Source organism: Microbulbifer variabilis (genome assembly GCF_023716485.1).
Lineage (GTDB): Bacteria > Pseudomonadota > Gammaproteobacteria > Pseudomonadales > Cellvibrionaceae > Microbulbifer > Microbulbifer variabilis_B.
This window is the reverse complement of the sequence record NZ_CP092418.1, coordinates 115,577-139,937: the sequence shown is the minus strand read 5'-3', so window position 1 is coordinate 139,937 and position 24,361 is coordinate 115,577. Positions and strand designations below refer to the sequence as shown.

The 24,361-nt window shown below is 49.4% G+C and carries 22 protein-coding genes; 8 read left to right on the top strand and 14 right to left on the bottom strand.

The window, feature by feature from the left end; all coding sequences use genetic code 11:
- Positions 1–187: 187 nt before the first annotated feature.
- The 3 genes from rtcR to MJO52_RS00630 all read left to right on the top strand — a co-directional run bounded on the left by rtcR (position 188) and on the right by MJO52_RS00630 (position 4,250).
- Positions 188–1,786 carry an RNA repair transcriptional activator RtcR gene (gene rtcR, locus MJO52_RS00640; protein WP_252084086.1) on the top strand — a complete coding sequence of 533 codons (1,599 nt, stop codon included), beginning with the start codon at positions 188–190 and terminating at the stop codon, positions 1,784–1,786.
- A gap of 60 nt (positions 1,787–1,846) precedes the next feature.
- Positions 1,847–3,337 carry a C13 family peptidase gene (locus MJO52_RS00635; RefSeq protein WP_252084085.1) on the top strand — a complete coding sequence of 497 codons (1,491 nt, stop codon included), beginning with the start codon at positions 1,847–1,849 and terminating at the stop codon, positions 3,335–3,337.
- Positions 3,338–3,470: 133 nt separating this feature from the next.
- Positions 3,471–4,250, top strand: a complete 780-nt coding sequence (locus MJO52_RS00630) for a TSUP family transporter (RefSeq protein ID WP_252084084.1) — start codon at positions 3,471–3,473, stop codon at positions 4,248–4,250.
- Between the two features lie 106 nt (positions 4,251–4,356).
- On the opposite strand, the gene MJO52_RS00625 is transcribed toward MJO52_RS00630, so the two are convergent.
- Both MJO52_RS00625 and MJO52_RS00620 read right to left on the bottom strand, forming a co-directional pair.
- On the bottom strand, positions 4,357–6,141 hold the full coding sequence (locus tag MJO52_RS00625; RefSeq protein WP_252084083.1) for a DUF885 domain-containing protein: 1,785 nt from the start codon (positions 6,139–6,141) through the stop codon (positions 4,357–4,359).
- Between the two features lie 229 nt (positions 6,142–6,370).
- Positions 6,371–7,108 (bottom strand): YopT-type cysteine protease domain-containing protein, encoded by a 738-nt coding sequence (locus MJO52_RS00620; protein WP_252084082.1) that lies wholly within the window; start codon positions 7,106–7,108, stop codon positions 6,371–6,373.
- 641 nt (positions 7,109–7,749) lie between these two features.
- Here MJO52_RS00620 and MJO52_RS00615 point away from each other — a divergent pair.
- Positions 7,750–8,607: a carbon-nitrogen hydrolase family protein gene (locus MJO52_RS00615; RefSeq protein ID WP_252084081.1), complete on the top strand. Its 858-nt coding sequence runs from the start codon at positions 7,750–7,752 to the stop codon at positions 8,605–8,607.
- A 94-nt stretch (positions 8,608–8,701) separates the two neighbouring features.
- Here MJO52_RS00615 and MJO52_RS00610 read toward each other — a convergent pair whose 3' ends face one another.
- The 4 genes from MJO52_RS00610 to MJO52_RS00595 form a co-directional block, all read right to left on the bottom strand.
- Positions 8,702–9,709 carry a fumarylacetoacetate hydrolase family protein gene (locus MJO52_RS00610; protein ID WP_252084080.1) on the bottom strand — a complete coding sequence of 336 codons (1,008 nt, stop codon included), beginning with the start codon at positions 9,707–9,709 and terminating at the stop codon, positions 8,702–8,704.
- Positions 9,706–10,266: a VOC family protein gene (locus MJO52_RS00605; RefSeq protein ID WP_252084079.1), complete on the bottom strand. Its 561-nt coding sequence runs from the start codon at positions 10,264–10,266 to the stop codon at positions 9,706–9,708. The genes MJO52_RS00610 and MJO52_RS00605 overlap by 4 nt, the downstream gene beginning before the upstream one ends.
- Before the next feature lie 15 nt (positions 10,267–10,281).
- Complete coding sequence (gene hppD / locus MJO52_RS00600; RefSeq protein ID WP_252084078.1) at positions 10,282–11,361, bottom strand: 4-hydroxyphenylpyruvate dioxygenase; 1,080 nt, start codon at positions 11,359–11,361, stop codon at positions 10,282–10,284.
- A gap of 255 nt (positions 11,362–11,616) precedes the next feature.
- On the bottom strand, positions 11,617–11,865 hold the full coding sequence (locus MJO52_RS00595; protein WP_252084077.1) for a hypothetical protein: 249 nt from the start codon (positions 11,863–11,865) through the stop codon (positions 11,617–11,619).
- A gap of 348 nt (positions 11,866–12,213) precedes the next feature.
- On the opposite strand from MJO52_RS00595, the gene MJO52_RS00590 reads away from it, so the two are divergent.
- Together MJO52_RS00590 and MJO52_RS00585 are read left to right on the top strand one after the other, a co-directional pair.
- Positions 12,214–13,194 (top strand): calcium/sodium antiporter, encoded by a 981-nt coding sequence (locus MJO52_RS00590; protein ID WP_252084076.1) that lies wholly within the window; start codon positions 12,214–12,216, stop codon positions 13,192–13,194.
- Positions 13,195–13,334: 140 nt separating this feature from the next.
- Entirely contained in the window at positions 13,335–14,324 is a 990-nt protein-coding gene (locus tag MJO52_RS00585) for a glycerophosphodiester phosphodiesterase family protein (protein ID WP_252084075.1), read from the top strand.
- A gap of 3 nt (positions 14,325–14,327) precedes the next feature.
- On the opposite strand, the gene MJO52_RS00580 is transcribed toward MJO52_RS00585, so the two are convergent.
- From MJO52_RS00580 to MJO52_RS00545, 8 genes are all read right to left on the bottom strand, one after another.
- Positions 14,328–14,651, bottom strand: coding sequence for a chaperone modulator CbpM (locus MJO52_RS00580; RefSeq protein WP_252084074.1), 324 nt, complete (start codon positions 14,649–14,651; stop codon positions 14,328–14,330).
- 2 nt (positions 14,652–14,653) lie between these two features.
- A complete protein-coding gene (locus MJO52_RS00575; protein WP_252084073.1) occupies positions 14,654–15,607 on the bottom strand; it encodes a DnaJ C-terminal domain-containing protein in 954 nt (317 codons plus the stop codon).
- A 137-nt stretch (positions 15,608–15,744) separates the two neighbouring features.
- A complete protein-coding gene (locus tag MJO52_RS00570) occupies positions 15,745–16,113 on the bottom strand; it encodes a hypothetical protein (RefSeq protein WP_252084072.1) in 369 nt (122 codons plus the stop codon).
- Positions 16,114–16,468: 355 nt separating this feature from the next.
- The gene (locus tag MJO52_RS00565) at positions 16,469–17,032 is read right to left on the bottom strand and encodes a zf-TFIIB domain-containing protein (RefSeq protein WP_252084071.1); all 564 of its coding nucleotides are present in this window, start codon (positions 17,030–17,032) and stop codon (positions 16,469–16,471) included.
- Between the two features lie 128 nt (positions 17,033–17,160).
- Complete coding sequence (locus MJO52_RS00560) at positions 17,161–18,870, bottom strand: flotillin family protein (protein WP_252084070.1); 1,710 nt, start codon at positions 18,868–18,870, stop codon at positions 17,161–17,163.
- A complete protein-coding gene (locus tag MJO52_RS00555) occupies positions 18,871–19,524 on the bottom strand; it encodes a YqiJ family protein (protein WP_252084069.1) in 654 nt (217 codons plus the stop codon). It lies immediately after the preceding gene.
- Positions 19,524–20,186 (bottom strand): PspA/IM30 family protein, encoded by a 663-nt coding sequence (locus tag MJO52_RS00550; RefSeq protein ID WP_252084068.1) that lies wholly within the window; start codon positions 20,184–20,186, stop codon positions 19,524–19,526. The genes MJO52_RS00555 and MJO52_RS00550 overlap by 1 nt, the downstream gene beginning before the upstream one ends.
- Positions 20,187–20,352: 166 nt before the next feature.
- Entirely contained in the window at positions 20,353–20,808 is a 456-nt protein-coding gene (locus MJO52_RS00545) for a hypothetical protein (RefSeq protein ID WP_252084067.1), read from the bottom strand.
- A 296-nt stretch (positions 20,809–21,104) separates the two neighbouring features.
- On the opposite strand from MJO52_RS00545, the gene MJO52_RS00540 reads away from it, so the two are divergent.
- Complete coding sequence (locus tag MJO52_RS00540; RefSeq protein WP_252084066.1) at positions 21,105–22,487, top strand: nicotinate phosphoribosyltransferase; 1,383 nt, start codon at positions 21,105–21,107, stop codon at positions 22,485–22,487.
- A gap of 209 nt (positions 22,488–22,696) precedes the next feature.
- Positions 22,697–24,328 (top strand): TldD/PmbA family protein, encoded by a 1,632-nt coding sequence (locus MJO52_RS00535; protein ID WP_252084065.1) that lies wholly within the window; start codon positions 22,697–22,699, stop codon positions 24,326–24,328.
- The last annotated feature ends 33 nt before the right edge of the window (positions 24,329–24,361 follow it).

Below are 24,361 nucleotides of genomic sequence, written 5' to 3'. Positions count from 1 at the left end.
CACGCGCTTCTTTTGCCATTGATATAGCGAATCGAGTGCCAACTTTTGCAGAAACTTTCCAAATTTCTGTAACTCATTGTTTTTTATGAAAAAATTATTTTATAGGTAGCGTTCTAAGGGAGGGTTAGCCCAGTACGATGTTTAGAAAATCTATCTTTTAAGATAGCTATTTATTATTTTAGATAGTATGAAAACAGTAGCTATCAGTATTCTCGGCACGACTAAAGACCGGCGCGGTAAAAGTGACAAGCGTTGGAACAAGTGGCGCCCCAATATCTCTATGTGCCAGCACGATGACCTGCTGATCGATCGGCTTGAGCTCCTTTTCGACAACCACTCGAAAAACCTGGCAGACCAGGTCACTGAGGACATTGCACGTATTTCCCCTGAAACCAACGTGGTCCATCACCGGGTCAACTTCAATGACCCCTGGGATTTCGAGAGTGTGTACAGCAACCTGCTGGATTTCGCCCGCGATTACGCTTTTAAGCCGGATCAGGAGCAATACCTGGTACATATTACAACTGGCACCCACGTGGCCCAGATCTGTCTCTACCTGCTCACAGAGGCCGGTTATTTCCCTGGGCGCCTGCTGCAAACTTCTCCAGCACAGAAAAACAGTAATTTGCCGGGTCAGTACCAGATTATCGATTTGGATCTATCCAAGTACGACCAGATTGCCTCACGTTTCCAGCGAGAACACCAGGAGGGCACTACCTACCTGAAAGGCGGTATCGAAACCAACAACCAGGCCTTTAACCAGATGATCGAGCAGTTAGAGCAGGTCTCTATTCGCTCCGATGCGCCCATTCTCATTACAGGACCAACGGGGGCAGGAAAATCCCAGCTGGCCCAGCGTGTCTATGAGTTACGTAAACAGCGTGGAAAATTGGAAGGAGGCCTGGTAGCAGTAAACTGTGCCACCCTGCGCGGTGAGAATGCCATGTCCGCCCTATTCGGCCACCGCAAAGGGGCCTTTACCGGTGCCACCACACACCGCCCTGGGCTATTAATGGAGGCGGATAAGGGCCTGCTATTTCTGGATGAGATTGGCGAGTTGGGACTGGACGAACAGGCAATGCTACTGCGGGCCATAGAGCACAAGCGCTTTATGCCCTTTGGCTCAGATAAAGAAGTGAGCAGTCACTTCCAGTTGATCGCCGGCACCAACCGGGATCTAATACAGCTCAGTCGCGAGGGTAAATTTCGTGCAGACTTGCTGGCCCGTATCGACTTATGGACCTACCGCTTGCCCTCTCTGCGTGAGCGTATTGAAGACCTGGAACCCAATATCGACTTTGAGCTTGAAGCCTTCTCCACAAAGTCTGGCCACCTGGTGAGCTTCAATAAAGCGGCGCGGGAGAGGTACCTGAACTTTGGCCGCTCGGGAGAGGCCAGCTGGTCAGCGAACTTTCGCGATCTTAACGCCAGTATCCTGCGCATGGGCACCCTCGCCGACGGCGGGCGTATCACGACCCAGGTAGTGGAGGAGGAAATTCACAGATTACAGATTAAGTGGCAAAGCCCACAGATTAAGTCATCACTGCCCTTTGCCCGTATTGAAACGTTGTTGGGCCGTGACCGCATCGAACAGATGGATTACTACGAGCAGATCAAGCTGGCGGGACTGATTCAAGTTTGTGAGGAGTCCAACTCTATGGCGGCGGCCGGGCGCAAACTGTTCCAAGTGAGCCGCACAGCAAAAAAATCCAATAACGACTCTCACCGGATACGCCAACTTTTAGATAAATACGGTCTTAAATTCGACCAACTGAATAAAACATAGAGGCCGCCTGGCACCATTTTTTGTTAGTCTCATTCCTAAACCCTGATGCTGGATCACGGAATGAGATCTATCTACTTTTTCCCGCTTATTTTTTTACTCAGTGCCTGCGAGCCAACTCAGTTTGCAGGCGGAACCGCCTTGCCAGATGGCTCGGTATACAAAGGCGATATGTTAAACGGCCTATTTCATGGGCAGGGCCAACTCGAATGGCCCAATGGCAGCCTTTATCGTGGCAACTTTCGAGAAGGCCGCATGACGGGCGAAGGCGTATTAACCGGAAATGATGGTTGTACTTATGAAGGCGAGTTTCTCAATGGGGAGCCCCACGGCAAAGGTCGCTATACCTGCAATGGAACTGTGTGGATAGGCGAATTCCTTGAAGGGGAGCTAAAAAACGGTACGTTAAATTGGGATGACGGTGACATTTACAATGGCGAGTTTTTGGCTTTTGACCCTCATGGCGAAGGCAAACTCAGTACCGATGATGGCAGCCTTTATCAGGGCACTTTTGAAAACGGCTATTTAATACAAGGCAACTACTCGGATAGCGATGGCTATCGTTATACCGGCGGCTTTGAGTACGGCTCATACTCTGGCGAGGGTGAACTCACTCAGCCTGACGGCACTGTGATCCATGCCACATTCAGCTATGGGGAAGCTGAGGGGGAAGGTAAACAAATTAGTACGGATGCTGAAGGCAACATTATCGAGAAACCTGGCTATTTCTCCGAAGGTATTTATTACCCTAGCGAAGCTGCTTGGCGCGCACTGGCGAATATACCCGCCGCCCAAGCGGAAACCCGCCTCTACAGTGAGAGTGAACGCTTACGAAACGCTATAAACGCACTGCCCCCACAAAGACCCGGCATCCGTGATATTTACACACTACTAGTAGGTGGTGATGGTACCTCTCCGGTATTTGCAAGGGAGCTGGAGTGGGTGGCAGAACGCCTAGATGAAGCTTTTGATATCGACCAGCGACTACTGCGCCTTAGTAACGGTGGCGGTTACGGTTTTCCCTTGGCCACTCGAACCAGTATCCAGGAAAGTCTAACAGCTCTAGATCAACTGATGGATCCCAAAGAAGACCTGCTTCTGGTGCACCTTGTAAGCCATGGTGCTCGCAATGGAGACTTCAAAATTGCCGAAGGTGAAATACCACTTAACGACCTATCTCTAAAAGATGGGCAACAGTGGCTAGACAATATTAACGCCCAGCACCAATGGATCATAGTTTCGGCTTGCTTTTCCGGCCAGTGGATAGAAGCTTTAAATAACCCCAACAGAGTAATCTTTACTTCAGCCGCTGCCGACCGCAGCTCCTTTGGTTGCAGTGACGACTCTCAGCGCACCTGGTTTAGCTCAGCCCTTTACGGTGAGGCCCTTAACCAAGGTGTAGACAATCCTGAAGCCTGGTTTGAAGCTACAAAATTAAAAGTAACCGAAATGGAGCAGGAGCAGGAAATTAGCAGAAGCCGTCACTCCCTGCCCCAGTATTCAGTGGGAGAGGACTTCCTGATGTGGTGGCAGGGGAAAGAGAAAGCAAATTAGACGGGTATTTCTTCGTCAGAAATAAGTTATTTCTTATTAATTTGGCGGGAAATTTATAAATGCTTCTTCCTGTAAAAAATATTCAGGCTTTATTAGCTAATAAATCTAACAGTAAGCGAAAGGAGGTATCTTTTTGGATTTCGCTAGCTTCTCTACAGAGTTATTACTTATCTTATTTTTCGTTGCTATTTTTGCCGGCCTACTCGATACATTAGCGGGTGGCGGCGGCCTGATAACCGTTCCGACCTTAATCTTAAGCGGTGTTCCACCACTATCTGCCTTAGGTACCAATAAATTACAAGGCAGTATCGGTACAGCAACAGCCACTTATATGATGATTAGGGGTAAAAAGGTAAGCTGGGATGGGGTTAGGAGGTTGATGCTATCCGCCTTTATTGGAGCCGCTATTGGAACCATATCCGTACAACTTATCAATACTGACATCTTATCTTTTGTTATCCCTATAGTACTGTTATTTATTGCTATTTACTTTCTGATTTCTCCGGCTATAGGCCAGAATAATGATGAACCAAAATTATCTAGCAAGAAATATCAATATGGGGTAATTCCATTTATTGGATACTACGACGGCATGTTTGGGCCTGGGACTGGGTCATTTTTCACTTTGTCAGGCATTGCTTGCCGAGGACAAGATTTATTGACAGCCACCGCAATGGCAAAGCCTCTTAACTTCTCCACCAACGTAGCCTCTTTATTGGTATTTTTAGTTGCAGGGCAAGTGGTATGGGTTATAGGTATCCTGATGATGGCTGGACAAGTCATAGGTGCATGGATAGGGTCACACTGCCTTTTTAAAATCAACCCCACCTATTTGAGAGGGGTAGTCGTACTGATGTGTAGCGGAATGCTAATAAAATACGCACACGCTATGGGATGGATAGGTTTTATCTGAAAACAAGCTGCTTTACCGCTTGTATCAATAATTTGCCGGTTATACGCTGGCTTATTCTGGCAATCCCGCTCTAACAATGAAGAGCGGGATTGCAAAACAAGACACTTTAAGAGGCTTTCTGCTCCGCAATAAACCGTTGCATCTGCTCTTCCAACATGGAAAGCGGTAGGGCTCCATTTTTTAACAGTGCATCGTGGAAAGCACGCAGATCAAATTTTTCTCCCAACTCCTTTTCCGCTTGAGCGCGTAACTGGCGGATCTTAATTTCTCCCATTTTGTAAGAGAGGGCTTGGCCCGGCCAGGATATATAACGATCCACTTCTGCGCGTACATTCGCGGGAGATAGCGAGGTATTACTGGAGAGGAAATCGAGCGCCTGCTGGCGAGTCCAGCCCTGAGAGTGAATACCGGTATCGATCACCAAACGTGCCGCACGCCACATTTCATAGCTGAGACGGCCAAAGTGTTCATAAGGCGTTGTATATAAGCCCATTTCCTTGCCAAGGCGCTCGGAGTAAAGCGCCCATCCCTCACCAAAAGCGCTTAAGTAAAGTTCACGGCGGAAGTCCGGTACATTCTCCAGTTCCTGAGACAAAGCACCTTGCAAGTGATGACCGGGTACCGCCTCGTGTAAGGTCAGTGCAGGCAGTTCATATAAGGGGCGCTGATCCAGGCCGTGTGTATTCAGCCAATAGGCCCCACCACGGGTGCCACCGATAGCGGCAGGATTATAGGAAGCCGTGGTGTAGTTGGGCGCGATTTCGCTGGGTACCGGAACGACGCCATAGGGGGTGCGTGGCAGCAGATTAAAGAACTCCGGCAACACATAGTCGATTCGCTTAGAGATATAGGCAGTCTCCTTTAGCAGCTCTTCCGGCGTTTTGGCATAGAACTGGGGGTCCGTACGCAGAAAGTGAGTAAATTCCGCAAAGCTACCTTTAAAACCAGATTCCTTTATTAACGCTTCCATTTCTGCACGAATACGCTTCACCTCGGCCAAACCTGTGCGGTGAATTTCCGTTGGATCCATATCCAAGGTGACGTAATAGCCGATGTTGTAGCGATAGTAATCCTTACCACCACGCAGCTGTTCAACCCCAAGGGTCTCACTGGCGGCTTTCAGATAATCCCCTTCCAGGAAGTTTGCTACACGGTCAAAAGCCGGAATAGCGACCTGTTCAATGGCTTCTTTGCCGGCATTGCGCAGGCGCTGCTGCTCTTCAGTAGTAATTGCAGCAGGCATCTCCGCAAATGGCTTATACAAGCTGCTTTTAGTTGGGTCTTTATAAACCTGGGCTCGCACCGTAGGGGCTATGCCTTGCACCACTATTTTGGGCAAAACAAAACCTGTGCGAATACCCTCGCGCATATTGGCAATATTCTCATCAAAGAAGCGGCCAAACTCGCGGATACGAGCGGTGTAATCCTCATAATCCGCGACGCTGGTCATCGCCAGGCCACTGTGCGCATCCAGGGCTGTACCGAAGAAACTAGAGAAGGTATTGAGCGGTATACGCTTTAAGAATAACTGATTGGCCTCGATGGAGTTTTCCAGTACCCAGGTGAGCAACTCCCGATTAACCTTGTCCGAATCCGCTAACTCGCTAGGGTCTATCGTTTGCAAGCGCTGTAGCAATTCCTGTTCAGACTTCAACCGACGCGCTCTATCCTCAGCAGTCACCCCCGGCAACTGACGGTTATAGTCCGACACCCCCATACGTCCCGCGGTAATTGGATCCTCGCGCAGGCGATACTGCCAGTGGTCTTCGATCACATCCTGAAGCTGTTCTGTTGCCGTTGTGGCCCAAGATACTGGGGTTAGTACACAAGTGGCCAAGATAACGCCAGATAGCCGCTTAAAGTGTTTTGCCAGGGCCTTGCCGGATTTCACGCTGCTCTCCATTTAATCGCTAAGTTTATGCTCATCGAAATTGATATTCGTTATGATCGGCCAACCTTAACATGAGTGACACACTGCAAGATTGTTTTCCGTGACTCTGAAACCGAGATAGTTCGTGACTTGAGGACGAGGTGGTTAAAGATTGATTACATAAAAAGGTGTGAATTGAGAGGACTGTGGGAGCCGCAGTGGCTGCAACTCCCACACTATCGGTGACTAATTAGCCCCTGCGCGCATAAGAGCGAATAGCAAAGCCACCACTCAAACCGGCGGAATACATGGACTGATACCAGAAGGATTGGGTAAACCAATTAAAGAAAGACGCGCGGGATTCAAACCAGAATTCGCCAAAGTTCGGATCAAAGAAGGCGATGTCTTGCGCTACCCAGGCAGCCATGGTGTGACCGGCGAAAGTGCCATCCAGGCTGATTTTTTTATAGCAGCCCGCTCCGCCCGTTTGATCGAGAATAATTTCCCGAGCCAAGGCATTGGGAGAGAACAAACCGCTCTGCCCATTGGCTCTGCGCGGATTATTAATACCACGAATCGTATTACCACCACGCCCATTGGGGAAAGCCCCCCCAAAAATATTCTGACTGACAGGATACAGGTTTTGCACCCCCAACCAGGCTTCGGTAATCCGATCCTGATCATCGTGCATGCCTGCCTGTTGTAAAGTCATCACATGATAGAGATGGCGCTCATCGAGCGTGTTATTGGGGTATAACCAGCTCCACAAAGTACCGCCTTCAGAGTGATACTTCATCCAAAAAGCCGAGAGGGATTCACACACACCACCAGCAGTATCTTCATGCATGGTGATCAACCCCTTCACCGGATCGAAGCATTGGCTAAAGTCCTTGACAATTACTCCATTGTATCTGGGCACCGCCTGTTGCACGGGCTGTACACGTGTACCAGTTACGGTAAGAATGGTTTTGTCGACCCAAATAGGCATTTTTATTCTCTCACTTCTACTAGGCAAGAAAAGCGCTTTTAAAATCCCTTTTAAAAATTTAGTGGAATTTTTCTACGCCACTTATCAGATTGGGCCGGCATTGAAGCAGAAAAGTTTCAGCGCCAACAGGAAATAGAAAAGCTTTTTAAATCGACTCTGGCACTCTTTTTCCAGGCCGCATAAATGCTTATTTTGAAGGGAGGTTTTAAGTGGTGCTGGCCAAATTTTATTGGCTATAGTGGTATTTTTTTGTTCAACCACGAAAAAAATAGATAGTAAGAGTCTAAAAATTACTGCTGAAATTTTAATTGGTAGGGCTTTCCCTCGGAATTACCATTTCTGCTAAGACCATATACAAAACCACCCAGTTTTTTAATTGCTTAAAAAGTATAAAGAAAAATGGAGAGGGAAATTTTGGCAGAAAACTATTGAGAAATTTCAGTAGCCATCCCCCTACGAAACTGGACCTACACTAAAAAGAGCTTGTTAAACCAATATGGGGTTCACCCTATCCAAAGTTCGCCTCAAGATAAGTGGGGCTAGCAAAGTGAGAATTATCATTCTGTTACATTTCATTCTCATCATCAGGTTTTAGCTTTATCAATACTCCGCAATAAAACTGGAGAAAAAGGAGACCCGTAGTGAAAAGCCTTTGTGTTGCTGCAGTGCAAATGGTCAGTGGCGAGAGCGTTACAAATAATCTCTCACAGGCCTACAAACTACTTGTGGAAGCTGCCGGGCACGGCGCGCAACTGATACTACTGCCGGAAAACTTTGCGCATTTCTCGGATAAAGGTAGTTTTTCCGTGGCCGAACCTTTTTGCATTTCTGGTAAAGCCAATGCAGATAGACAACCCATTCAACACGCACTTGCAAATTGGGCAGAGGAGCTGGGTATCTGGCTGGTCGCAGGCTCGATACCCTTACTGGAGCGAGCCGACGGTAGCCCTACTGAGGGGAGGCGCAGCCGCTCAGCGTGCCTGCTATTCGACGATCAAGGCGCTTTGCTGGCTCGCTACGACAAAATACATTTATTTGATGTGGAAGTTGAGGACGCTACCGGCAGCTATCGTGAATCCGCCAGTATTGAACCCGGCAACGAGCCCTGTGTGGCGACATCGCCCTGGGGGGCTCTGGGGCTCAGTATCTGTTTTGATCTGCGCTTTCCCGAACTCTACCGCCAGCTGGCCATAGCCGGTGCTGAGATTTTTTTGGTGCCTGCGGCATTTACCCACACCACAGGGCGGGCACACTGGATGACCCTATTGCAAGCACGTGCGATTGAGAACGGCTGCTTTGTAATTGCCGCCAATCAGGGGGGGATCCACTCGGAGAAAAGACGTACCTGGGGACATTCCGCGATTATTGATCCCTGGGGTGAAATCCTGGCCGAAGCCGGCGAGGGTGAAGCAGTCATCACTGCCACATTAGAAGCTGAAAAGTTGGCCAATATACGGCGGCAAATGCCATTACTTTCCATGCGTCGGCTTGGGGTCTAAATAAAAGGAATCTAAACAAAAGGTGCCTAAATAAAAAAGGGGCACCTAACGGTTGCCCCTTTTTTACGACATAGACTGTGGCAAGAAGGTGATATTAAACCTTCTCCACTGTCTGCTCGATACGCCCAAAAATAGACTGACCTTCACCATCGAACATCTCGATAGCGATAGTGTTGCCGAAATCCATAAACGGTGTACTAGGCGAACCATTCTGGATGGTTTCGATCATGCGGATCTCAGCGATGCAGCTGTAGCCAACGCCACCCTCTGCTACCGGTTTGCCGGGACCGCCATCCAGCTTATTGGATACGGTACCGGAACCGATAATAGTACCCGCACAGAGTGGGCGGGTCTTCGCCGCATGGGCGATCAACTGGCCAAAATGGAAGGTCATATCCACACCAGCATTGGGCTCACCAAACTTCTCACCGTTCAGTTGTGAGACCAGTGGCAGGTGCAATTTGCCCTCACGCCAGTTTTCACCCAGCTGCTCTGGAGTCACGCATACTGGTGAGAAAGCACTAGAGGGTTTGGACTGGTAGAAACCAAAACCTTTAGCCAACTCCGCAGGAATCAATCCACGCAGGGAAACGTCATTCACCAACATTACCAATTTGATATGGGAGAGCGCATCCTCGGAGGATACTCCCATAGGTACATCGTCGGTGATTACGGCGATTTCCGCCTCGAAATCGATACCAAAGCCCTCACTTTGCGGCATGGTCACCGGCTCGCGCGGGGCCAAGAAGGTATCAGAGCCCCCCTGGTACATCAGCGGATCGCTATAAAAGCTCTCAGGCACCTCGGCACCGCGAGCCTTGCGCACCAACTCAACATGGTTCACATAGGCACTGCCATCGGCCCAGTGATAGGCGCGCGGTAGAGGCGATGCACACAGGCTCTGCTCGAATGGCTCACCGGCAATCTCGCCGTTTTGCAAACGCTCGTGCAGCTTCTCCAGCTCACCACTGACTGATGCCCAATTGTCCAACGCACTCTGCATGGTGGGGGCAATATCGCCAGCTGGCACCATACGGGTAAGATCATCGCTAACAACAACCAGTTGGCCATCGCGGCCGGATTTAAGGCTGGCTAACTTCACTGTGCCTCCCCTTCAGTTTTTTCCACAAATTCTTCTTCCCCGTGCATCCAGGCGGCGTGCCTTGGGGCTTTTTTAGTACGCGACCACTCTTCCAACATATCCTCAGCAACCCGCTTCAGCTCTTTGTGCATACCAGGCTTGGCGGTATTGGCAGCCAGCTCAATGCGATGACCGTTGGGGTCGAAGAAATAGATAGACTGGAAAATCGTGTGATTGGTAGGGCCGAGTACGTCGACCCCGGCCGCTTCCAGTCGCGCTTTGGTCTCAAGCATTTCTTCCATGGACTCCACTTCGAAAGCGATATGCTGCACCCATTTGGGTGTGTTCTCATCGCGCCCCATCTCCGGGGAGTTGGGGATTTCGAAGAAGGCAAGCACATTCCCCATACCCGCGTCCATAAAGACATGCATGTAAGGGTCCGGCTCACCGGTTGAGGGTACCTCGTTTTCGGCAATGGCCAGCTGGAAGTCCATGCCGAGAAGATCGCGGTAAAATTCCACCGTCTCCTTAGCGTCCCTGCAGCGATACGCCACGTGGTGAATGCGCTTAATGCCCATAGAAGCCTCCGATTGTTATTCCTTTTCTTTAATGACGCCACGCTTGAGCTGGTCACGCTCAATGGATTCAAACAGGGCTTTGAAGTTGCCCTCGCCGAACCCTTCGTCTTCCTTGCGCTGGATAAACTCGAAGAATACCGGGCCGAGCATATTGGCAGAGAAAATTTGCAGCAGCAGACGCGGCTGGCCGCCCTCAGTGGTGCCATCCAGCAGGATGCCGCGGCTCTGGAATTCCTCGGTAGGTTCGCCATGTCCTGGCAGGCGCTCTTCCAGCATTTCGTAGTAAGTGTCCGGCGGCGGGGTCATAAACTCCATACCGCGTTCTTTCAGGCGATCCCAACAGGCAATTAAGTCATCACAAGCAAAGGCGATATGCTGGATACCTTCGCCGTTGTACTTCATCAGGAACTCTTCGATCTGGCCACCGCCACCAGCTGCTTCTTCGTTCAGCGGGATACGGATCTTGCCATCCGGTGCTGTCATCGCCTTGGACAGCAGGCCGGTGTATTCGCCTTTAATGTCGAAGTAACGGATCTCGCGGAAATTAAACAGATCTTCGTAGTACTTGGCCCAGTAATCCATGCGGCCGCGATACACATTGTGGGTGAGGTGATCCAGAGTGTGGAAGCCGCAACCTTCCGGACGACGGTCAACGCCCTCTTCCCAGATAAAGTCGATATCGTAGATAGACTCACCATCTTCGTAGCGGTCGATCAGGTACAGGGTCGCACCGCCAATACCTTTGATTGCCGGCAGGTGCAGTTCCATCGGGCCGGTATTCACATGAACAGGCTGTGCACCTTTGCGCAGGGCCTCTTCGTAGGCGAACTTGGCATCTTTTACGCGGAAGGCCAGACCACAAGCGGAGGGACCGTGCTCCTGGGCGTAGTAATAGGCGTGGCTGTTGGGCTCGTAGTTGGTGACAAAGTTGATATCACCCTGGCGCCACAACTCCACGGCTTTAGAGCGGTGGCTGGCCACCTTAGTAAAGCCCATGGCGCTAAACACAGTCTCGAGAATGCCTTTCTCCGGCGCAGTGAATTCTACAAATTCGAAGCCATCCAAACCCATCGGGTTCTCAAATAAGTCGGCCATGCAGTCCTCCGTCTCTTATCATCGCGGCGCCATTTATCGGGGCTGCGCGCTGGTTAATTTCTAGCGCAAAGGAAGTTAGTTGCAGATGTAACTAATGTCAAGGGGCCAGGAATACGTACCCAAAGGCAGCATTCAGTCACTAAGTATGAGGAGGTTATGCATTCACGTGAATTGTAAGAAAGACCGCTAGATAAGCGATTCAGGTGAGAAAGAGAGGCGCAGCACAGGTTTGTACCGCACCCTCAGCAGCAGATGCTATTTACGAGCGCACTTGCCAGTATCGGTGCGGCACATATGCTCTTTATGAAACTTGCCGCTCATCTGGTCGCACTGGGATTTGGTAACATCCCCGGCGCAGGCACTTTCTGCATGCTGGCAGCACCCGGTTTCAGCAGTGCCCATACCGCCTTTGTCCATGGACTCTTCCTTTTTCCTCTGTTCACAAGCGGAGAGGGTCAGCACCAGCGCAGCCGCCAGTATTCCGATTGAAGCTTTGAATTGCATATAGGCCTCCTAACTAGCCGGCGAGTGGCCGGTGACATGGATGTCGCGGAATCCGCCGCCCATGGCTCTGTGCGACCCGCGTAAACATACCCGACATCTCCACCAACTGAGCGGGCTTCGCACCGGGGCACAGAGCCTCTCAGCCATCCCGTAGATTTACCGGGCCATGCATTGACTGTAGCCCACACTGGCAGCGGAACCATCTGACTGGCGGGACACTTTCGATTTTTTACAGATATCGCGCCTACCTTCTCAGCAATTCACTGATTGTGACGCCGAGAGCCGGTACAATCGCTGACCGTTTGTCGGGTCATGCCCCAATCCGCCTGTATCTTTTGAGGACTGCCTATGCTTCTCGCCGCTCTCGCCATTATCGCCGGCTTTATTGTGCTGGTCTGGAGTGCTGACCGCTTCGTGGAAGGCGCCGCTGCCACAGCCAAGCACGCCGGTATGCCCACGCTGTTGATCGGCATGGTGATTGTCGGTTTCGGTACTTCTGCCCCTGAGATGGTAGTTTCAGCCATTGCCGCGCTGGATGGCAGCCCCGGCCTGGCCCTGGGCAACGCCTATGGTTCCAATATCACCAATACCGGCCTGATCCTTGGCCTCAGCGCCCTGATAATTCCCTTGAGCGTACATTCGAAAATTGTGCGCAAAGAGCTACCGCTATTAATGGCCATCACTCTTCTGAGTGGCGCCTTCCTATGGAATGACAAGCTGGAGCGCTGGGAATCGATCATTCTGTTACTGGGTTTCTTCGGCTTGATCGGTTGGAGTGTATTCTCCGCCCTGCGCGGCAAAGGCGATAATCTGGAAGGTGAGGTCGCTGAGGAGCTGGAAGAACACGCCATGCCCCTGGGCCGGGCTCTATTCTGGGTAGTCGCCGGCTTGGTACTTCTGATTGTCAGCTCGCGGTTGTTGGTTTGGGGCGCAGTGACCATCGCCGAATCGCTGGGCGTTAGCGATCTGATTATCGGCCTTACTATTGTCGCCCTCGGTACTTCTCTACCAGAACTGGCAGCCACCATAGTAGCCGCGCGCAAAGGCGAACACGATATTGCGATAGGCAACGTGGTGGGTTCGAATATGTTCAATCTGCTGGCCGTGGTGGGGATTGCCGGCACTATCGCTCCCATGTCCAGTGTGCCACCGGAAGTACTCACCAGAGACTGGCCCATGGTGATCGGCTTGACCCTGGCCCTGTTTGTCTTCGCCTATGGCTTTCGTGGCCAGGGTCGAATCAACCGCTGGGAAGGCGGTGCTCTTTTGACAGCTTACCTTATCTACACTGGCTACCTCATCACCACCATTACTAAAGCCGCACTTTGACCGTACTTGGGGTGGCTTCACACCACCCCAAGTTTACCGCCTGAATTCGCCATAATTTGCCCCCAAAAAGCCCGTTCTTCCAGACCAGTGCCAGCTAGTATTGGCAGCACCTCAAGGGAAATAATGACGGAGATGCTTTTATGAGGCGGAGCTTTTTTGCCAAAGTTGGCATGTTGGGTTCTTTATTCGGCTTTGGAGCTATTTACCTATTAAATGCTTCCTGGTTGGCTCCAACACCCCAGGGCGAGCCCGTTCTTATTTCCCATCGCGGTGTCTACCAAACCTACAATCGCGATAATCTAGGGCGTGACGATTGTACGGCTATTCGCATATTCCAGCCTGAGCACCGCTATCTTGAAAACACCATTCCCTCCATGGAAGCAGCATTTGCGCATGGCGCGGATATTGTCGAACTCGATATCCATCCCACAACCGACGGCGAATTTGCCGTATTTCATGACTGGACTTTGGATTGCCGTACAAATGGAAGAGGCGTCACTCGGAAGCATGCCATCACTGACCTAAAGAAGCTCGATATCGGCTATGGGTACACCTTCGATGGCGGAAAAAGCTTCCCTTTTCGCGGCCAGGGCATTGGACTACTGCCCACATTGAAAGAAGTTCTGCAACACTTCCCAGATCGACAATTCCTGATCAATATAAAAAGTAATGACCCCAATGAAGCAGACCTACTCAATAACTATTTACGCCAACACAAACTACTCTCCGATTCCCGCTTAATGGTCTACGGCGGCCCCCTCCCAATCGCAAGAATACGGGAGTTAAGGCCCAAAGCTTTGGCCTTCAGTAGGGACAGCGCAAAAGATTGTGCACTGGGATATTTGCTGATTGGGTGGAGCGGCTATATCCCCGAGGCTTGCCGCAACAGTATTGTTATGGCACCCAATACCTGGCATTGGGCACTCTGGGGCTGGCCGAACCGATTAATCGACCGGGTAGCCCAAAGCGGCAGTTTAGTCATAGTGCTGGATCATCGAGATAAAAAGGGCGGCCTTACCGCTATCTACCGACCAGAGGATTTAAATTTCCTGCCTAAGAATTACAACGGTGTTATCTGGATTGAGAAAATTGAAGTCATTGGTCCACTGTTACAAGCCAGCCATGAATAAACACTAACGTTTTCGCCGCTGTTCTAATCGCGCCAGCTGTGCTTGTAACCGCTCTATCTCTTCGAGTAATTCCAGCGCCAGCGCAGCACCGGCAAGATTGACTCCAAGATCCCGCTCCAGCGTGTAGACACGACGAACCCTGCGCACGCAAATACCACTAAAGCGCCAGCGGGGTTTGCGCGCACGTGGCTCGATAATACCTTCCTCCACCAGTGCCAATATACGTTCAGCAGGAAGCTCACAGGCGCGACACAATTCGCTCAAACTCAGTTCACTCTCTTCATCAAGCAGCACACCGGTGACCTGTTCGGCCTTTCTAACTCTCATTATCAGCTCCCCATGGATTGGCGCGGATTAAAGTCAAAGGCCTTACTGAATTGACGATAGGCCTCGCGCTGAGCATCGCTAGTGGCAGAGGGGGTAACTGTCTGCAGCACGATGTACATATCACCAGGTTGTTTGGCAGGGATACCCCGCCCCTTGAGGCGAAGCTTCTTGCCGTTATCACTATTGGCAGGGATGGTAACTTTCAGGGGCCCGCTCGGTGTTGGTACCTGTACTTTGGCCCCCAAGGCCATCTCCCAAGGGGCCATGGGTAAGTCCAGATAAACCGTTGGGCCCTCGGTATGATAGAGACGATGAGAGTTGAAAATGATCTCGAGATAAAGGTCACCGGGTTTACCGCCGCCAATGCCTGCTTCACCCTGCCCGGCCAGACGAATTTGCTGACCTTCAGTAATCCCTTTTGGAATCTTGACGTTTAGTGTGCGCTCCTGCAGTTGCGGGCGCCCATCCTCCCCCAACACCGTGTGTTTAAGGGTAATCTGCCGACTGCTGCCGCGATAACTGTCTTCCAGATCTATGGCGATTCGCGCGTAGGTGTTTTCCCCCTGAGCACTGTACTGGCGCCTCTGTCTGCCGCCATAGCCCTGACTAAATCCGCCTCGCCCAAATAAGCTCTCAAAGAAATCGCTGAAAGCCTCACTATCGGCATCGGTATAACCACCACCGTGAAACTCAAACCCCTGATCCCAATTAGGGGGCGGCCGGAAATCCTGGCCGGACTGAAAGCCACTACCCAACTGATCATAGGCCGCACGTTTCTCTGGATCCTTAAGCACTTCGTAGGCCTCATTCACCTCTTTAAAGCGCTCCTCGGCATCCTTCTCACTACTGACATCGGGGTGGTATTTACGTGCCAACTTTCGATAGGCACGCTTGACCTCCGCCTGATCAGCATTCCGCTCCAGACCGAGAATCTTGTAATAGTCCTTGTATTCCATGGCTTTAATAAAAGCCGATGATGAGAGGGTTCGCCACGTATTTAAAGTGAGAAAATCGACGCGACTATTATCTGATTAAGTAGATGTCCACTGGTAAATAGAAGCGCCGATAGAACAATCGGCGCCGTAGTATTAATTTAATGCCCAGTTTCGTACCACATGTTGGCTGTTACATATTCGATACTTCCATCCTTGTAATGGATATAGGCCTGTGCCTCGTTGGATGAATAAGCTCTGACTGTCACACCGCATGAGAGCCCAGAATTACAACCTTTTATCCAATGGACCCGATCAATAGATTTAGAGATATTGGTAATACTCCAACTTCCAGAAGTGGAGCTTCCAAAACTGAAATCTATTCCATTACAGTGGGAAGTGCCATTTCCAAACACTTGGCCGCCAGATTTGACATTTAGTTGGCAAACAAGATTGGCAGAAAAAGCCGGAACGGCTAAAGAGGAGGCAAAAATTAGGGAACTCGCTAATAGAATTTTTTTGATAGTCATTTTCCTAACCTAGTTATTTTTATATATTAGTTGTCGCAGCAAACCAAATTAGCGACCTTAATCAGGTTAACATCCAGATTTTAATCTTCAAAGGCGCTTCCAGAGTCCTAACGAAAAAAATTGAGAATCTTTTATCAATTTTATGCAATTTTTTTCCATTACCAATAGATCAGTTTATAAAATCCAAATACGGATAATTTAAATGTCGATTCAGCCTTTAAAGACGACATCAAAAAAAGAGTGTTGATGCGCCATTTCAATTAGCAACTTAAATAGCACATAAACATCAACTACTCAGCTAAAGGAAACAAAAATGAATCATGCTCCCAGAGTAACATCACTACAAAACTGGTAATTATCGCTCGGCAGAATAAGGATCTTCCGCGGTCAAATAGGCAAGAATATCTGCTTTCTTTTCTTGGGAATGTAACCACTCTCGAATTTCTTTTACTTTGTCATATAGCTCTTCGCCAAATCTGCTTCTATAAACCTCAGAAAAAGTCTCTTGTGCCCTAGTATCCCTAACCTTTTTCTGCCACTCATGGGTAACCAATGAGTTCAAAGAAGCAGCAAGCCCCTCAGCTCTCAGAAGCTCCCACTCTCCCTTATCCAGCCAAATACCACCAACTGTAGGGCTATAATCTAAACGGTGTTCACTAGCCGCAGTAATTTTTAACTTCTGCATGATCATGCCTGTTACCGGACATAAAATAGCTTTCTTGGTATCTTCAGCCACGATTTCATTTAGCACAGCTATATTATCGGAAAACTGGTACTCGGGATTTTTTCTTTTCCAAGTCAGATAGTCTTCAACCAAAATCCAGTTCCCACCACAACTTGAGCAGGTATGTGCACGAAACAACTGCTCAATGACAACTGGTTTGAGCACACCTTTTTTACAACTGGTACAACGTTTCATAATTTTTTTTCCATAAAAAATAACCCAGACCTTTTTTAAAGACCTGGGCTGCGAGATTAGAGTTTTTATCAGATAAATAACTAGTAAATAAAGCCCGAATATCGTTTATCTACCAAATCTGAAAAATATTAACTCTCTGTCTCAACGGGTTTACTTAAGTTGCCAACACCCGCTTCTTTCAAGAGAGAATCCACTAAGGGGGCCATCGCACGGTGCTTCAGAGCACTGCCGACTAAAGCTTCCGGCAGGCTTTGGCCTTTAGCTTCCGACTCTCCATCCAGAATTCCACTGGAGGCACGACCATCCACACCATTTAAACCTTCGACAGAAATAATTTTCATGCCATCAATACTTTCCATCGGTTTAACACTTTCACGGATAATATTGGGCAGATTCTCATGCAGGCTCAGCACCTTCTTCAATGCAATCTGAGCTTCACTGAGACTGTTGTATGCCTCGTTCATCAGGCGCTGACCTTCAGCATCCACTGCGTATTTCTCGCGATCTGCTTCAACCTTAATACGAATTGCCTCTGCCTCTGCAGAAGCCTGCAAGCGAAGTGCTTCGGCTTTATCTTCTGCAGCTGACTTCTCCGCTTCGGCCATTACTTTAATACCGGTAGCCTGACGCTCAGCCACTTTCTGGGCTTCGATAATCTCAATGCGCTTATCACGCTCTGCCACTTCCACGTCCTTGGCAGTGCGCACCTGCTCCTCCGCTTTTACCGCTTCAGCCAGTGCAACGTTGGCCTGCTGGTCTGCCTGGGACTGCTCTTTGGATTTTTCCGCAACGGCAATTGCCCGCTCCTGCTCCGCAATCTCTACAGATTTCTCTTTGGAGATACGCTGCTCATCGAGAATACGCTCGCGCTCAATTTCCTGCTCTCTCAGGCGGCGCTCCTTTTCAATCTCCAACAGTTTAGTCGCCTGCTCTGCGGCAATCTGGGATTGGCTAACTTCACGCTGGGCTTCAATTTCTGCCTGACGCGCAGCCCTGTCTTGTGCGGCCAGTTCACGAGCAATATCAGCTTTTTGTGCGGCTTCGCGATTTTCCAGCTCGCGTTGTTGCTCCAAATGGGCGTAACGTTTTTCCTTATCAATTTCCAGTTTCTGGCGCTCGGCTTCGAGGTTTTTCTTCTCGATCTGCACCATAGTTTCCTGTTCGACGTCGTTCACTTCCTTGCGGCGCGCTTCAATGGAGCGGGTCATGCTGGCAAGGCCTTCGGCATCGAAGACATTATCCTGGTTAAAAAACTCTTTGTGAGTCTGGTCAAGACCAGTCAAAGAAACAGACTCCAGTTCCAGTCCGTTTTTCAACAAATCCTCGGAAACTACCTGTTGTACTTTTTGTACAAACTGACTGCGTTGTTCATGCAACTCTGCCATTTCCATTTCGGCGGCCACAGAGCGAAGCGCATCGACAAATTTGCCCTCAATCATTTCCTTCAAGGCTTCGGGGTCCAGAGTGCGTAGGCCCAAAGTCTGTGCCGCATTGGCAATCGCCTCGGCATCGGGCTTCACGCGCAAATAGAATTCCGCAAGTACATCCACACGCATGCGATCCTTGGTAATCAGCGCCTGGTGCTCTTTGCGGGATACCGCAAGGCGCAGGGTATTCATATTCACCGGAATAATTTCATGTAACACCGGTAATACCAGTGCACCACCATTCATAATAACTTTTTGCCCACCCATACCGGTACGCACAAAAGAACGCTCTTTAGAGGCACGGGTATAAAGCCGTGCAAAAATAGTCCCAATAACAATCAGGGCCACTAATATAGCCCCGGCAATAAATACCATAATCGGAAGGTTTCCTATCACTGCTAGATTCTCCATTTAGTTATTCTCCATAAGATGTATACTGCTGGGGCGAGTTACTCGAAAATGTGCTCCCAGCTCTTCAACCAGTAACACCTTATCCCCCTGATTAAATATTTCACTCTCATCCGGCTCCACCATTACATAGTGTGTGGTTCCATATTCATCACTAAAACGCGCCTCTGCCGGTGAACCGGCTTCTGCTCTGCCGATCGTAATAATCGCTACACGGCCAATAAAGGAGTTTCTCTCAACCGCCTCAGATTCATCACCCACGGCAAAGCGTCGCATAATATTGCCAACAAAACGTACCTGGGGGAGAGCCAGGAAAAGGACTCCGACAGCAAGTAAACCACCCGGCAATAGATACCCAAAGAATGACTCCATGAGCATTTGGATTAATAAGCCCGTTGCTCCAAAACCAACCAAAAAAGTAACTAACAAGATAAGTGCAGGCACTTCCCCAAAGCGTAACCATCCGAGTAGTTTAGTCATCCCCCCTGATAACCCTGTGTCTGGTACGTCAACATTAAAATCTGGTAGTACGTTATCCAGTAAGTCTGAAATACCAACACCAATCAATGTCATCACGCCTTCAAGAAGCGCTATCATAAACATTAAAAGTAGCGCGCCAGTGAAGATCAGGTTTTGATCTTGCAACAAAAATATCATCAGCCCCCCGATTTAATTTTGGCTAAACGTTCTTTCACACGATTATTTCGTGCAAACTCCTCAAGCTCTGCTAATTTGCTGGCATCTATCCCAGAGTCGAATGTCGATATAGCTGTATTACCTACTGCTCGATTAAATGCATCTGTAGCTTGTTCTACCTGAGCTTTCGATTTTCTATCCCTACCATATTCATCAGTAAAAACGCTACCTCTTGCATTTTTATTGACTGCAATAAATTCCTGTAATTGCTCACGCATTTCACGCTTCTTACCTTGCAGAGCAAGAATATAAGAACCTAGCTCCTTTATTTCTATATTATTTTCACTGATCGCTTTCTCTAAAATTGGAAGCTGCACCTCAATATCCATTTGCTTGGCGATGGCGACTTCAGCCAAATCATCACGACCTTTATTTACAGCGATGGTAATTTGTTCAGCTAAACGTTTATGACGTGTTTTTTCTTCGTTTAACGTTCTACTATTTAGATACTTAGATGCCTCTGCTTTTCCTAGCTGATCTCGCACATCCTTAATCGCATCATCCACATCCCGGATTGCCTGTTCCATCACTGACTCTGGCGCAGCGGCTTCAACTGAGTCTACAACTGCATTCGCAGACACAGAGATTAAGCGTGAAATGCGCTTAATTAATCCTTCTCTCAAAATTTTCTTTCCTTTTACTGTTTAACTTCCATCAAAGTCAGACCAAGTCCCTCAAGATCTGACAAACTCTATTAATTACTTCCCACAACAGGCTGTGGAATTACCGTTTTTATTTCAACAGTAATTCTGCCGCTTGCTTAACCATAAAACTCATTTGCGCAGATACTTATTTCGCAGTTTCACATTCAAGGCGTTCACGAATTCTCACGGCGGAATCACGGTGAATGCTGCGTGGACGGCTCTGTTGTGACAACAGCAACATTTTTTCCAGGAAAGCCTCAACACTTGGCAACAAGTCTTTCTCCAATTCCGGTGCCATTGGCTCTTTACCGGCCACATTTTGGATAATGGCGGCACCTTCTGTGAGCAGGTCCATTACCGCCTCAATCAACAGACTCCGCTGGTTTTCCTCCAGATAACGAGCCTTCAACGGCAGCATGGCCTCTGCAGAGGAGAGATAGCTGCGGGAAAGACAATCCCCGCCAATAGACTCTCTCGCCAGTGCAATAATTTCGCGTACTTTTTCACTTTGGGTGACCGCCCCATTGCGATCAATCGACATCAAATATGCATAATCTTCCGCCGATAGGCGTGCCGATATAGATTGTGTTTTATTGAGCATAATGATCCCTTGCTTGCCATGTATACAAAAGTACACACCACTATGTGTAGTGGTCAATTAAAACTCGCATGACCTATTGGTACGACAGAACCAGTCGGTGTGGAAAAATAATCTTTTGTTGATTGTGCTATCTATAATTCAGGGGATTTTTGTAAGGATTTGTTCTGATTACCGCCAGTTGTTTTAAATTACACATCCTTACAGGGATAAATTCCCGCACAAATATTTTTGTTTTCATACCCAGAAACAGGCTTTTGGCGACACATCTATAGTTCCATCGCCAACTGACGGATGTAATGTCGATAGAAAACCTGATTCTCAATGTCGATAGCTATAAAGCCAGCCACTACCTGCAATATCCACCAGGTACGGAATTTATTAGCAGCTATATCGAGTGCCGCGGCGGGGAATTTTCTGAAACGGTATTTTTTGGTTTACAAGCTTTTATTAAGCAGTACCTACAAAGACCTATCACATTTGCCAATATCGAAGAGGCAAAAACACTACTAGAAACCCACGGTTTGCCCTTTAATCGCGCGGGCTGGGAACATATCGTCAGTAAACATCGAGGGCTGCTGCCTTTAGAGATTTGTGCTGTAGAGGAGGGAGGCATTATTCCTTTACACAATGTTATGGCACAAATTGTTAATACCTGCCCATCCTGTTTCTGGTTGACCAGTTATCTTGAGACCGCACTGGTACGCGCTCTCTGGTATCCGTGTACTGTCGCCACACAGAGTCGGGAAATCAAAAAAATCATTGCACATTATTTACAGCAAACGGCCGACAGCCAAAAGAGTCTCCCCTTTCAATTACACGATTTCGGTGCGCGTGGGGCCAGTAGCTTGGAAAGTGCCACGTTGGGCGGTATGGCTCATCTAGTGAATTTTTACGGAACAGATACTCTCTCAGGAATATTAGGTGCGAGAAATTTTTACCATGCCGATATGCCTGGATTTTCTATTCCGGCTGCGGAGCATAGCACCATTACCGCCTGGGGCCGGGATGGGGAAGCATTGGCCTATCAGAACATTCTGCAACATTTTTCCGGAAAAAATAAAACCGTTGCGGTGGTCAGTGATAGCTATGATTTATGGCATGCAGTGGAAAATATCTGGGGTGGCCAATTAAAAAACACGATTCAAAACAGTGGTGGGACCTTGGTTATCCGCCCAGACTCCGGCAACCCTGTACAGATTGTTGTCGATTGTATAGAGCGATTGATGCATATATTTGGGGCTCACACCAACAGCAAAGGTTACCGTGTTTTGCCTGAGTATATTCGTGTTATCCAAGGAGATAGCATCTCCCGCTTCACTATCCCCAAAATACTGCACGCAATGCAGAAGCATAAGCAGAGTGCTGAGAATATCGCTTTCGGTATGGGAGGCGGACTGCTGCAAAAAGTCGACAGGGACCTCATGAGCTTTGCCATGAAAGCCAGTGCTATTCGCATCAACGGTATCTGGCGGGACATCTACAAGGACCCACGCACAGGGCCAGAGAAAAAATCCAAACGCGGACGCCTGGCACTGATTCAATGCGAGAATGGCGACTTCAGAACCATTCGTCTGGAGGATGTAAATCAATACAAGAACTTTCTGAGACCAGTGTTTCGTAACGGCAATTTGCTTATAGAAACGACTTTTGCTGAGGTGCGCCAGCGCGCAGTCATATAGCAACTTGATTCATCCCCCTCCTCTTTCCGTAACCATTTGCCCCTAGCAAACCTCATTTCACCGAACCAACACTTTACAAAAGTAATCATGGCCTGTTACCTGTATAGGTTTGCTGTCTGGACAAGGCGCCCGGCCGGGCCTCTTGTATGTATCGGGCACAATAACAATAAGCACACCCCCAAACCCTATTGGGGGGATAAAGGTAGCCAATGGAAAGAAGAAAATTCCTCAAGATCGCCGGCGTCGGCTCCAGTGGTATTTTATTACCACTGCAGGGCATTCAAGTCAGCGCCGAGCAACTGCTCAATGAGGGCATGCACAGCTCGCACAAACGACACCTGGCAGATGTCGCCCTGAATACGGCGCGCAAAGCCGGTGCCAGTTATACCGATGTGCGCATCGGTCGCTATCTCAACCAGTACGTGATGACCCGCGAAACTAACGTGGAGAATATCGTCAATACGGAATCCCTCGGCGCCGGTATCCGCGTAATCGCCAATGGCACCTGGGGTTTCGCCGCCACCAACGATCTGACTGCCGATGGCGTTGCCCGCGCCGCACGCCAGGCGGTTGCCGTTGCCAAGGCTAACGCCAAATATCAGACCGAGCCCGTGCGCTTGGCACCGGTTAAAGGCGCAGGCGAGGTTTCCTGGCAGACACCGATCAAACAGAATGCCCTGCAGGTGCCCATCAGTGAGAAAGTCGATTTCCTGATGGATGTTAACAATGGGGCACTCAAAGCCGGAGCCAGCTATATTCGCTCTTCCCTGTATTTAGTCAATGAGCAGAAATACTTTGCTTCCAGCGACGGCTCCTATATCGACCAGGATATCCACCGCCTGTGGGCGCCCATGCAGGTGACCGCTGTGGATAAGAAAAGTGGGGCCTTCAAAACGCGCAATGGCCTCAGCGATCCAGTGGGAAGGGGTTATGAATACCTGGCTGGTCACGACAAAGACAAAATTCGCGGACAGACCACGCTCTACAAAGCCTCCTACGATATGGCCGAGGATGCCGTGCTCGCGGCCGAGCAGGCCAAAGCCAAGCTATCGGCCAAATCCATCGATCCGGGCAAGTACGACTTGGTACTGGAACCCTCGCACCTATGCCTGACCATCCATGAATCTGTGGGCCACCCATTAGAACTGGACCGCGTGCTGGGCTACGAGGCCAACTATGCCGGAACTTCCTTCGCCACCCTGGATAAGTGGCGCAGCGGTAAATTCCAGTACGGCAGCGACAAAGTCACCCTGTTTGCCGACAAGGTACAACCGGGCTCCCTCGGTGCCGTCGCCTATGACGACGAAGGGGTAAAAACCAAACGTTGGGATCTGGTGAAAGATGGCATCCTGGTGAACTACCAGGCCACTCGCGATCAGGTGCATATGATCGACCAAAAGGAATCCCACGGCTGCAGCTACGGCGATAGCTGGTCCAGCGTGCAGTTCCAGCGCATGCCCAATGTCTCCCTGGCTCCGGGAGAGAAGAAGTACTCAGCCAAAGACATGATCCGCGATGTGGAAAAAGGCATTTACATCGTCGGGCGCGGCTCCTACTCCATCGATCAGCAGCGCTACAACTTCCAGTTCGGCGGACAGCTGTTCTACGAGATCAAAAACGGTGAGATCGTCGGTCAGGTTGAGGACGTCGCCTACCAGTCCAACACGCAGGAATTCTGGAATTCCTGCTCGGCGATATGCGACAGCAGCGACTACCGCCTGGGCGGAACCTTCTTCGATGGTAAGGGCCAACCCAGCCAGGTGAGTGCGGTATCCCACGGCTGCTCCACCACCCGTTTTGACAAAATTAATGTAATCAATACCAAGCGCAAGATTTCCTGAAGGGCGCACAAGAATAAGTAATTGGAGAAAAGG